Annotated in this window: 12 protein-coding genes; 4 read left to right on the top strand and 8 right to left on the bottom strand. The window is 71.8% G+C overall.

The window, feature by feature from the left end; all coding sequences use genetic code 11:
• Window positions 1–63: 63 nt before the first annotated feature.
• Window positions 64–1,263 carry an RtcB family protein gene (locus AB0C15_RS12455; RefSeq protein WP_357351285.1) on the bottom strand — a complete coding sequence of 400 codons (1,200 nt, stop codon included), beginning with the start codon at window positions 1,261–1,263 and terminating at the stop codon, window positions 64–66.
• A gap of 370 nt (window positions 1,264–1,633) precedes the next feature.
• Here AB0C15_RS12455 and AB0C15_RS12450 point away from each other — a divergent pair, with 370 nt between their 5' ends.
• A complete protein-coding gene (locus AB0C15_RS12450) occupies window positions 1,634–2,593 on the top strand; it encodes a YafY family protein (protein ID WP_357351284.1) in 960 nt (319 codons plus the stop codon).
• Here the strand turns inward: AB0C15_RS12450 and AB0C15_RS12445 are convergent.
• Window positions 2,581–3,042, bottom strand: coding sequence for a hypothetical protein (locus AB0C15_RS12445; protein WP_357351283.1), 462 nt, complete (start codon window positions 3,040–3,042; stop codon window positions 2,581–2,583). The genes AB0C15_RS12450 and AB0C15_RS12445 overlap by 13 nt on opposite strands.
• Before the next feature lie 21 nt (window positions 3,043–3,063).
• Window positions 3,064–4,371 carry an RICIN domain-containing protein gene (locus tag AB0C15_RS12440; RefSeq protein ID WP_357351282.1) on the bottom strand — a complete coding sequence of 436 codons (1,308 nt, stop codon included), beginning with the start codon at window positions 4,369–4,371 and terminating at the stop codon, window positions 3,064–3,066.
• A 157-nt stretch (window positions 4,372–4,528) separates the two neighbouring features.
• On the opposite strand from AB0C15_RS12440, the gene AB0C15_RS12435 reads away from it, so the two are divergent.
• Window positions 4,529–5,716, top strand: a complete 1,188-nt coding sequence (locus AB0C15_RS12435) for a spore photoproduct lyase family protein (RefSeq protein WP_357351281.1) — start codon at window positions 4,529–4,531, stop codon at window positions 5,714–5,716.
• 2 nt (window positions 5,717–5,718) lie between these two features.
• Here the strand turns inward: AB0C15_RS12435 and AB0C15_RS12430 are convergent, their stop codons facing one another.
• Window positions 5,719–6,561, bottom strand: a complete 843-nt coding sequence (locus tag AB0C15_RS12430) for a M15 family metallopeptidase (protein ID WP_357351280.1) — start codon at window positions 6,559–6,561, stop codon at window positions 5,719–5,721.
• Window positions 6,562–6,882: 321 nt separating this feature from the next.
• Between AB0C15_RS12430 and AB0C15_RS12425 the strand changes: the two genes are divergently transcribed.
• On the top strand, window positions 6,883–7,920 hold the full coding sequence (locus AB0C15_RS12425; RefSeq protein ID WP_357351279.1) for a LacI family DNA-binding transcriptional regulator: 1,038 nt from the start codon (window positions 6,883–6,885) through the stop codon (window positions 7,918–7,920).
• Window positions 7,921–8,073: 153 nt separating this feature from the next.
• Here the strand turns inward: AB0C15_RS12425 and AB0C15_RS12420 are convergent, their stop codons facing one another.
• The 3 genes from AB0C15_RS12420 to AB0C15_RS12410 all read right to left on the bottom strand — a co-directional run bounded on the left by AB0C15_RS12420 (window position 8,074) and on the right by AB0C15_RS12410 (window position 10,929).
• A complete protein-coding gene (locus AB0C15_RS12420; RefSeq protein WP_357351278.1) occupies window positions 8,074–8,871 on the bottom strand; it encodes a peptidylprolyl isomerase in 798 nt (265 codons plus the stop codon).
• A 70-nt stretch (window positions 8,872–8,941) separates the two neighbouring features.
• On the bottom strand, window positions 8,942–10,153 hold the full coding sequence (locus AB0C15_RS12415; RefSeq protein ID WP_357351277.1) for a D-alanyl-D-alanine carboxypeptidase: 1,212 nt from the start codon (window positions 10,151–10,153) through the stop codon (window positions 8,942–8,944).
• A 47-nt stretch (window positions 10,154–10,200) separates the two neighbouring features.
• Entirely contained in the window at window positions 10,201–10,929 is a 729-nt protein-coding gene (locus AB0C15_RS12410; RefSeq protein WP_357351276.1) for a MerR family transcriptional regulator, read from the bottom strand.
• Between the two features lie 166 nt (window positions 10,930–11,095).
• Here AB0C15_RS12410 and AB0C15_RS12405 point away from each other — a divergent pair, with 166 nt between their 5' ends.
• On the top strand, window positions 11,096–13,384 hold the full coding sequence (locus tag AB0C15_RS12405; protein ID WP_357351275.1) for an excinuclease ABC subunit UvrA: 2,289 nt from the start codon (window positions 11,096–11,098) through the stop codon (window positions 13,382–13,384).
• 66 nt (window positions 13,385–13,450) lie between these two features.
• On the opposite strand, the gene AB0C15_RS12400 is transcribed toward AB0C15_RS12405, so the two are convergent.
• Window positions 13,451–13,870 carry a protein-tyrosine phosphatase family protein gene (locus AB0C15_RS12400; protein WP_357351274.1) on the bottom strand — a complete coding sequence of 140 codons (420 nt, stop codon included), beginning with the start codon at window positions 13,868–13,870 and terminating at the stop codon, window positions 13,451–13,453.
• Window positions 13,871–14,248 lie beyond the last annotated feature (378 nt).

The following is a 14,248-nucleotide window of genomic DNA, read 5'->3' as shown; positions in this document are numbered from 1 at the left end:
GGGGTCTTCGTCGGCTTCTGCCCCGCGGCGGTGCGGGCCGGTCTCCCCGGCCCGCACGGCACGTCAACCCTTCACGCAGACCACCTGCTTGAGGTGCGCGACCACCTCGACCAGGTCCTCCTGCTGGGCCATCACCTCGGTGATGTCCTTGTACGCGCCGGGGATCTCGTCGACCACCCCGGCGTCCTTGCGGCACTCCACCCCGGCGGTCTGCGCGGCCAGATCCTCCGTGCTGAACGTCCGCTTGGCCTGCGCCCGGGACATCCGACGCCCCGCTCCGTGCGACGCCGAGCAGTACGCGTCCTGGTTTCCCCGCCCCCGCACCACGTACGACCCGGTGCCCATCGACCCGGGGATGATGCCCAGGTCGCCCCGGCCGGCCCGGATCGCGCCCTTGCGGGTCACCAGCACGTCCACCCCGTCGTAGGTCTCCTCGGCGACGTAGTTGTGGTGGCAACTGATCGGCTCGTCGTAGCCGACCTGGGGGAACTGCTCCCGCACCACGCCGCAGAGCAGCGCCAGCATGACCGCCCGGTTGCGCCGCGCGTACTCCTGCGCCCACCACAGGTCCCGCCGGTAGGCGTCCATCTCCGGCGTGCCGGCGAGGAACACGGCCAGGTCCCGGTCCGGAAGGTCGGCGTTGTGCGGCAGCCCCCGGGCCACCCCGATGTGCCGTTCGGCCAACTCCTTGCCGATGTTGCGGGACCCGGAGTGCAGCATCAGCCAGACCCGTCCCTCGTCGGCGCCGCCCTGCTCCAGGCAGACCTCGATGAAGTGGTTGCCGCCGCCGAGGGTGCCGATCTGCCGCTGTGCCCGCGTCTCCAGCTGCGCCACCCGCCGGTCCAGGCCAGCGAACCGGCCCCAGAAGTCGACCCAACCGGCCTGCTCCAGACCCCGGATCCGCCGCGGGTCGACCGCGTCCTTGCGCTGGGCGAAGCCGACCGGGATGGTGGCCTCGATCGCGGAGCGCAGGCCGGCCAGGTCGTCGGGGAGGTCGGCGGCGGTCAGCGAGGTCCGGACCGCTGACATGCCGCAGCCGATGTCGACGCCGACCGCGGCGGGCGAGACGGCCTGCCGCATCGCGATCACCGAGCCGACCGTGGCGCCCTTGCCGAAGTGCACGTCGGGCATGACGGCGACACCCTGCACCCAGGGCAGCGCGCCGATGTTGCGCAGCTGCTTGGCGGCCTGCGGCTCGATGGCGTACGGGTCGGTCCAGACCCGGACCGGGGCCCGGGTGCCGGCGAGGGGGGTGAATCCCATCGTGAGTTCCTTCTGTGAATGGTGACCGGAAATGGTCAGACACGGTGCGTGGATACGAAGAGGCCGCCCGATCCCGGTGGGATGGGGCGGCCGGCGGACGCGTCAGCGTCGGCGTCAGTCGCGCCACCCCGGCTCGTAGCGCCGCAACGGGCAGCAGGAAAGGGTTTTGGCGGTGGTTTGCCGAGGGGTGCCGGCGGGGAGCGGGCACCAGCGGGTGGCGGTGCGGACGCGTCGCGACATGGCGTACTCCCTCCGGGTCTGATCGGTTGGTGGTGCACCGACGACAGTAGGAGGGCAGCCTCGCGTCCGCAATGGATATCTCGTGATCGGCGCGCTCCCCTCGACCGGGTGGTAGGGCAGACTCGCGGACATGGTGGAGACCTCCGTACGCCTGCTGCGGCTGCTCACCCTCCTACAGGTGCGCCGGGAGTGGTCCGGTGCCGAGCTGGCCGAACGGCTCGCGGTCACCACCCGCACGATCCGCACGGACGTGGAGCGACTGCGGGTGCTGGGGTACCGGATCGAGTCACACCCGGGGGTGGCCGGCGGCTACCGGCTCGGTGCCGGGTCGGCGCTGCCCCCGCTGTTGCTCGACGACGACGAGGCGGTGGCGGTGGCCGTCGGGCTGCGGGCCGCCGCTGGCGGGTCGGTGACAGGCATCGAGGAGACCTCGCTGCGGGCGCTGGCCAAGTTGGAGCAGTCGCTGCCGGCCCGGCTGCGGCACCGGGTGGATGCCCTGCGCTCGGCGACGGTCTCCGCCGCCGGTGGTGGCCCGACCGTGGACGCCGACACCCTGACCGCCGTCTCCACCGCCGCGCACCGCCGGGAGCGGCTGCGGTTCGACTACGCCGGGCATGACGGCACGGTGAGCGTGCGCGACGTCGAGCCGTACCGGCTGGTCTACACCGGGCGGCGGTGGTACCTGCTGGGGTGGGACACCGATCGGGCCGACTGGCGGACCTTCCGCGCCGACCGGATCCAGCCCCGGGTGCCGACCGGCCCGCGCTTCGCGCCCCGGGAGCCGCCAGGTGGCGACGCGGTCGCGCACGTGCTGCGCGGCGTCGGCTCCACGGCCTGGCCACACCCCGCCCGGGTACGCCTGCACGCCTCGGCCGAGACCATGGCGCAGCGGATTCCCACCACGGCGGGCCTGCTGGAGGCGATCGACGAGGGGGCCTGCCTGCTGCACACCGGCGGGGAGTCGCTGGGCAACCTGGCCGCCTTCCTCAGCACCCTGCGGGTCGACTTCGACGTGCTCGACCCACCGGAGCTGCGCGCCGTCGTCCGGGACGTCGCCGCCCGGTTCGGTCGCGCCGCTCAGGTGTCGTAGAGGCCGTCCCAGGGCGGGTCGAAGCCCAGTTCGTTCGGAACGAACTCGGCGTGGTCCGCACCGTCGTAGTCCGCCGAACCGTCGACAAGCCCGAAGACGTGCCCGTCGACCTCGACCTGGAACAGCCCGATCGCGATGTCGCCGAAGGCCCGGCCCGGCAGCGCGTCGAGCCAGTCGACGAGGTGAGCCTCGGCCCGATCGACCGAGGCTTCCTCGTCCTCACTGGTGCCGGCGAACCAGATGTCCGAGTCGGTGTGCACACCGTCGGCGTCGAACCGGTGCAGCACCGCGTACCACCGCTTGTGGCGGTACCAGTCGTCTTCGGCCCCGGCACCGTCCGGCAGTGTCGCGGTGACGGAGCCGAAGAACAGGCCCTTGTCGTACCTGCCGATGTGGCGGGTGTGGTAGTCGGGTTCGTACGCGATCGGCACGCGGTCGGGAATCGCCATGGCCGTGAGGCTATAGCGCACCTACGACTGCGGCACCATCCGGAAGGACTGCGCCGCGGTGCCGTTGCAGGTGTACTGGATGAGCTGGACGCTGTCCGCGGTGGACGCTCCCGGCACGTCGAGGCACTTGCCGCTGTTGCGGTTGACCAGGCGGTAGTAGCCGTTGCCCTCGGGCTCGGCCCGCCACTGCTGGTTGTTGCCGCCGCTGTAGGACCAGAGTTGGATCGGCGCTGAGTCGGCGGTCGACCGGTCGGTCACGTCGATCACCTGGGCGCTGTTGTTGCGGTTGTTGACCCGCAGGTACCCGCCGCTGGTCGGGGCGAACTGGTACTGCTGGGCGGCGCTGTTGTTGCAGGCGTACTGCTGGATGGCCGTGCCGTTCGCGCTGGCCGCGGCCCGGGCGTCCACGCACTTGCCGTTGCCCCGGTTGACCACGGTGTGCCAGGCGGTCGGCGAGATGCCGTCCGAGGGCGGGGGCGTGGTCGGCGGGACGGTGCCGACACCGGCGAGCCAGTGCAGCCCGTCGATCAGCAGCTGGTTCTGCTGCGCGCTGTCGAAGGTGGAGGACAGCCCGGTGTTGGTGCTGTAGTTCATCGCGTTGTGGCCGAAGTTGGCGTACAGCATCTTGTACTGCCGGTTGCTCCAGACCAGCGGGTAGTAGCCGCCGTACCAGGACTGGTTGGGGTCGGTGCCCACCGGGAAGCTGGACGGGTCGACCGAGGCGAGGATGTCGATGTTGGGGTTCTGCCGCAGGTCGTTGCTCCAGGAGTACCACTCGCTGATCGACGACGGGAAGGTCGCCGGGAGGTTCCGGGAGGCCGCGTGGGTGCGGTTGTCGGCGCGCATCGTGACCCGGGTGGGCCCCCAGGTGTTCGTCTGGAACGAGCCGGTGCCGAGGAAGGTGTTGTAGTACCAGCTCCAGCTCGACGGGTTGGTGGTGAACGCGCTGACGTGGAAGCCCAGCCATCCCCCGCCGTTCTGCACGTACTGCTGGAACGCGGCCCGCTGCGCGGCGGGCGGCGCGTCGTCCAGGAACATGACGACCTTGTACTGGGCCAGGTTGGAGGTGTTCAGCAGACTCCAGTTGTTGGTGGCCTCCCAGGAGAAGCCGTACTGGGCGGCGGCCTGCGGGAACCAGGCCCGGGCGTCCTTGACGAAGTCGATGTGCGCGGCGTCCCAGGTGCCGTTGTAGAAGGCCAGGACCTTGAACGTCGGCGCGGCCTGCGCGCTGCGTGCCGCGCCGACCGCGACGCCGGCGGTCAGCGCGACGACCAGGGCGACGAACAACGAGAGGATTCGTCTGGTACGGGAGGAGAGTTCTGCGATCACCTGATCGTCCCTTCGGTGGGGACGCGCGCCGCCGCGTCGAGAAACATTTGTTCACAAGGTTTACAGATAGACGAAAGGTTATTCCTCTGACCTGTTCGCGTCAATCGCCGATGGCCCGAACGGGTGGGATTCCTGCGGCAGCGGGTACCCCGGCCCGGTGACCAGCCCGGACGCCGTCGACGTCGACGAGCCGCTCGCCGTGGACGTACCCGCCACTCCGCACGACGCCAGCGGCGAGCGGGTGCCGATCCGCGACCTGGCCGGCCTCGCGCCGCCGACCCGGCCCGCGCGGCGCTGGACCCCCGGTCGGGTGGTGGCCACCCCGGCCGCGCTCGACCAGCCGCACGGCCAGCGGATCATCGAGCGGATCCAGGCCCTGGGCATCGAGGTGGAACACCTGAGATCCAACCGGCTGACCGGGGTACGCGGACCCACCGACCGGGAGACCTACGCGCGGGCCAAGTCCACCCTGGCCATCGTGGTGAGCCCACCCGCACGGCGCGCCCTGCAACCCATCGCGCCAAGCGCCGACTGGCGGGTCGACCTGGCCGAGGGGTGCCCGGCCCACTGCCAGTACTGCTACCTCGCCGGATCGCTGTCCGGCCCACCGGTGACCCGGGTGTACGCGGACCTCGACGACATCCTCGCCGGGCTGGCCGAATACGCCGGGCGTGGGACGGTGACCAGCCGCAACGCGCGACGCGCCGACGAGGGCACCACCTTCGAGGCGTCCTGCTACACCGACCCCCTCGCACTGGAGCACCTGACCGGCAGCTGGCGCCGGGCGGTGCAGCACTTCGCCGACTGGGACGCCCCCGTCCAACTGCGCTGGACCACCAAGTACGCCGACGTGGACACCTTCGTCGGGTTGCCGCACGCCGGCCGCACCCGGGTCCGCTTCAGCGTCAACTGCGCCCCGGTGAGCGAACGGTTCGAGGGCGGCACCGCGCGGGTGCCGGACCGGCTGGCCGCGCTGCGCCGGCTCGCCCTGGACGGCTACCCGGTCGGGCTGACCATCGCGCCGATCATCGCCCTGCCCGGTTGGCGGGAACGCTACGGCGAGTTGCTCGACCAGGTCCGCGCGGCGGTCGACGGGGTGCCGGACCTGGACCTGACCGCCGAGCTGATCACCCACCGGTTCACGCCCGGCAGCAAGGAGGTGCTGCTCGGCTGGTACCCACGCACCCGACTGGAGATGGACGAGGAGTCCCGCACCCGCAAGCACGGCAAGTTCGGCGCGGTGAAGTACGTCTACCCCCGCGACACGATGGCCGAGCTGCGGGGCTGGTTCACCGACGAGCTGGCGGCCCGCGTACCGGCCTGTCGGGTCCTCTACTGGACCTGAGCTCACCCGACCGACGAGCGGGCGACCGGGGCGGCGAAGAACGTGTCCGGGTACGGCTCGTCGCGCAGGCTGTAGTGCCACCACTCACGGTCGTAGTTGACGAACCCGGCGTCGGTCATCAGCCGCTGCAACAACCGACGGTTGTCCTGCGGTGTCCCGGTGACGCGGGGGTCGGCGGTGTGCGCCCGTGGGTCGAAGCAGTCGAAGCCCGTACCCATGTCGATGCTGTTGTCGGCGAAGCGCTTCCCGCGCGGCGCGGTGCAGGCCACCAACGGCTGGCCGGGCCGGTACGGAGGTTGGCTGGCGGCGGGCTCGTCGACAAGGGTCAGGTCCAGGGTGCTGCCGCGGCTGTGCGCGGTGGGCGCCCCGATGTAACCGTCGGCGAAGAGCCTGTTCTTGGCCACGTCCGGGTAGAACTCGGCCTTGGTCTGCTGCTCGCCGGGGCGCTTCGACCAGGCGACGAAGTCGTCGACCGCCGGTTGCGGGCGGTAGCAGTCGTACACCTTGAGGCTGTGTCCACCGGTCAGCGCGGCGTCCTGGGCACGGCTCAACGCCTCGGCCGCCTGTTGGGTGAGCAGGCACAGCGGCTCGCGGTAGCCGGTGATCGGCCGGCCGACGAAGTTGTGCGGCGTGGCGTAGCGGATGTCGGCGTGGATGCGCGGGTCGAGGTCGGTCAGCACCACGAACCCCGGCAGCGGGGCTGCGGTGGAGGTGGACGGGGTAGGCGCGGGTGTGGGGCTCGCCGACGTCGGCTCCGCCGTGGCCGGCGCGGGGCGGGACTCCGGCGGCGAGCAGCCGCCGAGCAGCGCGGCGAGGGTGAGGACGACAGCCAGGCGGTGACGCACGATTCCTGTCTATCAGCCCAGCCGGGGCCGCCATCCCCGGATCCGCTCGGCCCGCCGGAAGTCGGCCCGTCCCCGGCCGCCGGACATCGCTGGAGTCGGGAAAGTCGGGTCGACGGTGCGCCGTCCGCCCGGTCGACAAGCGAAAGTGACCGAAAAAACTACGGAACTTTTCCGCAAATCAAGCGAAGCTTCGGTCGGCTCGGCATGTCGTCAGCCCCCGTCGGTGAGGCAAGATGGCCGGTGGGACGGGCACGCCGTTTCGGGACACACGGTGGGCGACGTGTTGTGGGTCGCCCCTCCGGCTCGGTGAAGGAGACGCGGGTGGGCGCGGACGACGGACGCAGGGTGACCATCACCGCGATCGCACGGGAGGCCGGGGTGTCGGTGCCGACCGTGTCACGGGTGCTCAACGGTCGCTCCGATGTGGCCCCGGACACCCGGGAACGGGTCGAGGAGTTGTTGCGCCACCACGGCTACCGGCGTCGGACCAGCCGCAGTGTTCGCCGCGCCGGCCTCGTCGACCTGGTCTTCAACGACCTGGACAGCCCCTGGGCCGTGGAGATCATCCGGGGGGTGGAGGACGTCGGGCACGGTGCGGGTGTCGGCACCGTCGTCTCCGCGATCCACCGGCAGCCGACCGCGGCCCGGCAGTGGTTGCAGAACCTGCGTACCCGGGCCACCGACGGCGTCATCTTCGTGACCTCGCACCTGAGCCCGCCGCTGCACGCGCAACTGCGTCGCCTCAACGTGCCGGTGGTGGTCGTCGACCCGGCCGGCGTGCCGGCCATGGAGGTGCCCACGATCGGCGCCACCAACTGGGCCGGTGGGCTCGCCGCGACCGAACACCTGCTCTCGATCGGGCACCGACGCATCGGCTTCGTGGCCGGGCCGACGCACCTGCTGTGCAGCCGCGCCCGGCTCGACGGTTACCGCGCCGGGCTGGAGGCCGCCGGGGTGCCGGTGGACGACACTCTGATCTACCCGGGCGACTTCTACCACGCCTCCGGGTTCGCCGGTGGAACGGCACTGCTCGACCTCGCCGACCCGCCGACCGGCATCTTCGCCTCCAGCGACCAGATGGCCTTCGGTGTCTACGAGGCCATCCGCCGCCGCGGGCTCCGCGTCCCGGACGACGTGAGCGTGGTCGGCTTCGACGACCTGCCGGAAGCCCGCTGGGCCTCACCGCCGCTGACCACCGTGCGCCAACCACTTGTCGAGATGGGACGGTTGGCGGCCCGGACGGTGCTGCGCCTGGCCCAGGGCGAGGGCATCGACTCGCCCCGGGTCGAGCTCGCCACCGAGTTGGTCGTTCGGGACAGCACCGCCGCCCCGCCGACCGGGTCGCCCGCCTCGGCGTGACGGCCGGAACTGCCCCGGAAACCGGTTGGACCACTTCCGGTCCGTTTCCGGAAGTTCCGGCCGCGTCGACGTCATAGCTGTCGACCAGCGCGGCACTCGTTCAGCTTCGACGGGCGCGGTGGGCGACCGAGGGTCACCCACCGCTCCGCACGGTCAGTGGTGGTGGTGCAAGCGGACGGCCTTGCGGATGCTCACCGGCAGCGCGGGCGCACCGTCGACAGGCGCCGGGTCCTCGGCGGTCGGCGCCACTCCCCCGGCGGCGATCCGGTCCAGGGTGGCCAGGCCGGCCGCGTCGACCTCGCCGAAGATCGTGTAGTTGGGGCGCAGCGCGGAGTTGGCGTAGACCAGGAAGAACTGGCTGCCGTTGGTGTCCGGCCCGGCGTTGGCCATCGCGAGGACGCCCCGGGCGTACACCTTGCGCTCCCCGGTCGGGTCGGTGGGCGCGGGCGGCAGGTCGGTCGGCAACTCGTCGCGGTACCGGTAGCCTGGGCCACCCTCGCCGGTGCCGGACGGGTCACCGCACTGCAGCACACTCAGCGTGGGATACGTGGTGAGCCGGTGGCACGACGTGCGGTCGTAGAAGCGCTTGCCGACCAGGTGCAGGAAGCTCTGCACCGTGCACGGCGCGGCGGCCCGGTCCAGGGTCAACCCGATCGGCCCATGGTTGGTCGCCAGGGTCACCCGGACGCTGCCCCGGGCCGGGGTGCGTCGCGGGTCGGGCGGCAACGGCACCGGCCGGGCCGCTGGCTCGTCCGGTGTCTCGGTGTACGCGCACGGGCCGTGGGTGGTGCGCGGCGGCCGGTCGGCGGCGTCCGGCGCGGCGACCGCGCTCGCGGACGCGCCGACGAGCAGCGCCCCGGCGAACACCGTCACCCCCGCGAGGCGGGTCAGGGCGCGCACCGGCCGGCGGGGTGCCGCCACTGCGGGACGCGGTTCGAGTTCACTCGACACAGGGATCCTCCTGGACTGGTGGTGCCAGAAAGACCGGAGTCTATGGAGGGCAGCGCCTGATGTCGATCCGTCAGGGCAACCGGCGGCGACGCCGCCACAGCAGGCCGCCCCACAGCGCCACCACCGTCGCGCCGCTCGCGGCGGTCACCGACCAGAGCCACCCCGAGCCGGTACGCGCCGGCCCGCTGGCCGCCGCCGGGCGGGGCGCGCCGGGTGCCGCGAGCGCGGACGGTGCCGCCGACGGGGTGGCGGTCAGCTCGCCGGGCTCGACCAGCCGACCCACCGTGGCGTCCCGGGGAAGCGTGAAGCCCCAGTCCAGCAGGGCCGCGCCCTGCTCCCAGCCGCGAGCCGGCGCCGACTCGGCACCCAGCAGGGTCACCACCAGCCGCCGTCCGCCGCGTTCGGCCGCCCCGACGTAGGTGTGCCGGGCCAGGTCGGTGAAGCCGGTCTTGCCGCCGAGCGCCCCCGGGTAGCGGTAGATGAGCTGGTTCTCGTTCTGGATCTCGAAGCCCTTGGTCCGTTGCGCCGGCTGGACCGGGATCGACGTCTGCTCGGTCAGCGCGTACCGGCGGAAGGTCGGCTGGGCGAAGCAGGCCCGGGCGATCAGCGCCAGGTCGTACGCGCTGGTGAACTGCCCCTTGCCGTCCAGCCCGGACGGGGTGACCGCGTGCGTCTGGAGCGCCCCGAGGTGGTGCGCGTGCTCGTTCATCGCCCGTACGCCGGCGGCGCTGTCCGTTCCGCTGCCGAGCCGGGCGAGGGCGTTGGCGGCCTCGTTGCCGGAGTTGAGCAGCAACCCGAGCCAGATGGTCTCGATGGTGTACCGACCGCCGGCGACCAGACCCACGGCCGAGGAGCCGGGCTCGATGTTCATGTCCGCCTCGGTGACGGTGACCGTCTGCTTCGGGTCGAGCCTGGGCAGCATCGTGGCCGCCAGCAGGAGCTTCTGCACGCTCGCCGGTGTGCCGTACTCGTGCGGGCCGCAACCGCCGAGCACCTGGCCGCTGTCCAGGTCGGCGACCAGCCACGACGTGGCGGTGACGCCCGGTGGCGCGGCGACGCCGGCCGGCACGACCAGGCCGGCCGTGTCCAGTGCCGCGCCACCGACGACCCGCTGCGAGGGCACCGCGGGTGGCGGCGAGGGCCGGGGCGGGCGGGACATCGCCGGCGCCGGAACACGGGGGCACCGCACCGTCGGTGCGGCGGCGGACGCTCCCGCCGCAGCCACCGGCACGGGAGCGAGCAGGACGGCGGACGTGGTGGCCGCCAGCAGCGCAGCTCTCATGTGCCCGACCCTAGTCACGAGGATCGGCCGGTGGGACGGGATGGCGGTCAATCCGCGTCGCCGCGACCACGCAGGTAGTCGTGCAGCGCGGCGCTGCCCCGCAGCCGGCGCAGGCTGCGGGTGTGCAGCTCCTGCTCGCGGCGGGCCAGCTCGGCGCGGACCCGCTGCGGGCTGCCGGTGCTGCGCAGCTCGTCCAGCACCGCCTCGATGATCTCGAACGGGTACGCCCCCCGACGCAGCAGCGCGATGACCTGCGCCGCGCGCAGCTCGACCTCGTCGTACACCCGGTAGTTGGTGCCTGGGGTGCGGCCCGGCCGCAGCAGCTCACGCTCCTCCCAGAGCCGCAGCTGCGAGGTGCGGACCCCGACCAGGGCGGCGACCTCGCCGATGCGGACGCCGTGGCGTCGCGCCGACCGGGCCGTCGGCGGGCTGGCCAGCACGGTCTCGAAGGCGCCGAGCACCCGGCGGATCTCGGCACGCTCCCGGTTCAGCTCGGCGTGGCCGCCGTCGAGCGCCGCCAGGGCCGCCGGCAGGTCACCGGCGTGCACCGCCGCCATGATCTCCCGGGTACGGCTCCAGCCGTGCCCCTCGGCCAACCGCCGCGCCACGGTCAACGCCCGCGCGTGCTCGCTGGTGAAGATCCGGTAGCCGCTTGCGGTGCGCCGCACCGGCGGCAGCACACCCACCTCGACGTAGTTGCGCACCTGCTGCACCGAGATCCCGACGGTGGCCGCCAGGTCCACCGCGCGCAGCCGATCCTTTCCCTCGGTGTTCACGACGGCAACCGTACTGGTTACGACGTGATTTGAGACTTTACGGGGCGTCCTGCCGCGCCATGCGTTCGAATGTCGCCGAAAGCCTCTACATGTGAATGAATGAGACAATGGAACCCGCCAGTGCTCGGCGGGGCGACGCCCCGCCACGATTCTGTGAAGGGTTCGCATGTCGCAGCCAGCATGGTCCGCCGCCGACAGCCACGACATGATCGAGGTACGCGGAGCGCGGGAGAACAATCTCGCGAGCGTCTCGGTCGACATCCCCAAGCGCCGGTTGACCGTCTTCACCGGTGTCTCCGGGTCAGGTAAGTCGTCGCTGGTCTTCGGCACCATCGCCGCCGAGTCCCAGCGCATGATCAACGAGACCTACAGCGCGTTCCTCCAGTCGTTCATGCCGAACCTCAACCGGCCGGACGTCGACTCGCTGCGCAACCTCAGCGCCGCGATCGTCGTCGACCAGGAACGGATGGGCGTCAACTCTCGCTCCACCGTCGGCACCGCCACCGACGCGTACGCCATGCTGCGGATCCTCTTCAGCCGGCTCGGCCAGCCGTCCGTCGGCGGCGCCGGGGCGTTCAGCTTCAACCTGCCCGAGGGCATGTGCCCCACCTGCGAAGGGCTGGGTCAGGTCTCCGACCTCGACGTCAACGCGTTGGTCGACGTCGAACGTTCCCTCAACGACGGCGCGATCACCGCGCCGAACTTCGCTGTCGGCTCCTGGTACTGGCAGACCATCGTCGGCTCCGGCCTGTTCGACCCCGACACCAAACTCCAGGACTTCACCCCACAACAGTGGGAGGACCTCCTACACAAGCCGGCCACGAAGATCAAGGTGGGCAGCAACAACTGGACGTACGAGGGGCTCGCGGTCAAGGTCAAGCGGCTCCTCCTGGCCAAGGACCGCGAGTCGATGCAACCGCACATCCGCGCCTTCGTCGACCGGGCGGTCACCTTCACCAGCTGCGGCGACTGCGGCGGCACCCGACTCAACGCGGCGGCCCTGTCAGCACGGATCGCCGGACGCAACATCGCAGACTGCTCGGCCATGCAGATCAGCGACCTGGCCGCGTTCGTCCGCACCGTCGACGACCCGGGGGCCGCGCCGCTCGTCGCCAACCTCCGCGACCTGCTGGACTCCCTGGTCGAGATCGGCCTGGGCTACCTCAGTCTCAACCGCGAGTCGGCGACCCTCTCCGGTGGTGAGGCGCAACGGGTGAAGATGGTCCGGCACCTCGGCTCCAGCCTCTCCGACGTCACGTACGTCTTCGACGAGCCCACCGTCGGCCTGCACCCGCACGACATCGCCCGGATGAACGACCTGCTGCTGCGACTGCGCGACAAGGGCAACACGGTGCTTGTGGTGGAACACAAGCCGGAGACCATCGCCATCGCCGACCACGTGGTCGACCTCGGGCCGGGCGCCGGCACCGACGGCGGTCAGATCTGCTTCACCGGCGACATCCCCGGTCTGCGCCGCTCCGACACGCTCACCGGGCGGCACCTGGACCACCGGGTGACCCTGCGTTCCGACGTACGCCGACCCACCGGGCAGCTCGCCATCCGCCAGGCCGACCTGCACAACCTGCGCAACGTGGACGTGGACATCCCGCTCGGGGTGCTCACCGTGGTCACCGGCGTGGCCGGCTCCGGCAAGAGCTCCCTGATCCACGGCTCACTGCGCGGCCGGTCCGGCGTCGTCATCGTCGACCAGTCCCCGATCCGCGGCTCACGACGCAGCAACCCCGCCACCTACACCGGGCTGCTCGACCCGATCCGCACCGCCTTCGCCAAGGCCAACGGGGTCAAGGCCGCACTGTTCAGCGCCAACTCCGAAGGCGCCTGCCCGACCTGCAAGGGAATCGGGCTGACCTACACCGACCTGGCCATGATGGCCGGCGTCGCGAGCATCTGCGAACGGTGCGAGGGGCGACGCTTCACCGACGAGGTGCTCACGTACACGCTGCGCGGCAGGAACATCAGCGAGGTGCTGGCCATGTCGGTCACCGAGGCGCACGCGTTCTTCCCGCACCCCATCCTCAACCGGCTGGTCGACGTCGGGCTGGGCTACCTCAGCCTCGGCCAGCCGCTGACCACCCTGTCCGGCGGGGAGCGGCAACGACTCAAGCTCGCCATCCACCTGGCCGAGAAGACCACCACGTACGTCCTGGACGAGCCCACCACCGGCCTGCACCTGGCCGACGTGGACCAACTACTGGCCCTACTCGACCGCATGGTCGACGCCGGCAACACGGTGATCGTCATCGAGCACCACCAGGCGGTCATGGCACACGCCGACTGGCTCATCGACCTCGGCCCCGGCGCCGGCCACGACGGCGGGCGCCTCGTCTTCACCGGCACACCAGCCGACCTGGTCGCCACCGGCGACACCCTCACCGCCACCCACCTGCGCGAATACGTCAACGCCCCGGCGGCTGCCCCGGCGGCGGTCAGGTGACGCGGCGGCCGGCCCGGCGGCTGCCCCGCCGGCGGTCAGGTGACGCGGCGGCCGGCCCGGCGGCGGTCAGGTGACGCGGCGCAGCCAACGCCGCTGCCAGGGGGTCTCCACCGCCTTCGGGTGGTAGCCGGCCCGAACCCACGGCACCGCCCGCTCGACCGGCAGGCCGTCGAGGATCGCCAACGCGGCCAGGGCCGTTCCGGTGCGACCCAGCCCACCCCGACAGGCGACCTCGACGCGCTCACCGTCGCGCGCCCGCCGCAGCGCCTCCCGCAGGGCGTCGAGAGCATCGGCGCGGTCGAGCGGCACCCAGAAGTCCGGCCACCGGATCCGCCGGTGCGGCCACGCCGGCTCCGCACCAGGGGCCAACAGCACGGCGAAGTCGGCGGGCGAGGTCGCGGCGGCGATGCGGCGTCCGCGTACCGTCACCCCACTGGGGAGCACGAGTACGCCCGGCTGCTCGGACCACGGCTGCGCGTCAGTCACCCTGACATTGTGCCGCCAGACAGCGCCGCCCCCGGCCTTGTGAGCCGGGGGCGGCGCTGGTGTCGGTGTGCAGGTCGCCTCTCGGCGAGTGGCACGACGCGGCTCCAGCCGAACGGTATTCCGCGAAGGCGATATTAGGTGAGGCCCGGGGACACTGAGTCACACCGACACTGTCCACAACCAGCCGTGGCCCGACGTTGTTCCCGCACCCGCTTCCTCGGGTTTCTCGGGCTTCCGCCCACTTCCACAGGTCCGCTGGACCGCCGGTCGCATCGCTGGACGGCCGGTCGCCTCCTCCCGACAACGACGCCGCCCACCCTGACGTCGACATTTACCGCGGCCACGACGAATCCGCGAACATCCTCACCCAGGGTCTTC

This window comes from Micromonospora sp. NPDC048835 (assembly GCF_040649995.1).
GTDB lineage: Bacteria > Actinomycetota > Actinomycetes > Mycobacteriales > Micromonosporaceae > Micromonospora.
Note: the sequence above shows the minus strand (reverse complement) of the source record. Positions and strands in the feature narration are given on the sequence as shown.

Excerpts from the sequence above, each read along its gene's own strand:
- AB0C15_RS12455 (WP_357351285.1), bottom strand. The coding sequence starts at position 1,263 with ATGGGATTCACCCCCCTCGCCGGCACCCGGGCCCCGGTCCGGGTCTGG.
- AB0C15_RS12450 (WP_357351284.1), top strand. The coding sequence starts at position 1,634 with ATGGTGGAGACCTCCGTACGCCTGCTGCGGCTGCTCACCCTCCTACAG.
- AB0C15_RS12445 (WP_357351283.1), bottom strand. The coding sequence starts at position 3,042 with ATGGCGATTCCCGACCGCGTGCCGATCGCGTACGAACCCGACTACCAC.
- AB0C15_RS12415 (WP_357351277.1), bottom strand. The coding sequence starts at position 10,153 with ATGAGAGCTGCGCTGCTGGCGGCCACCACGTCCGCCGTCCTGCTCGCT.
- AB0C15_RS12405 (WP_357351275.1), top strand. The coding sequence starts at position 11,096 with ATGTCGCAGCCAGCATGGTCCGCCGCCGACAGCCACGACATGATCGAG.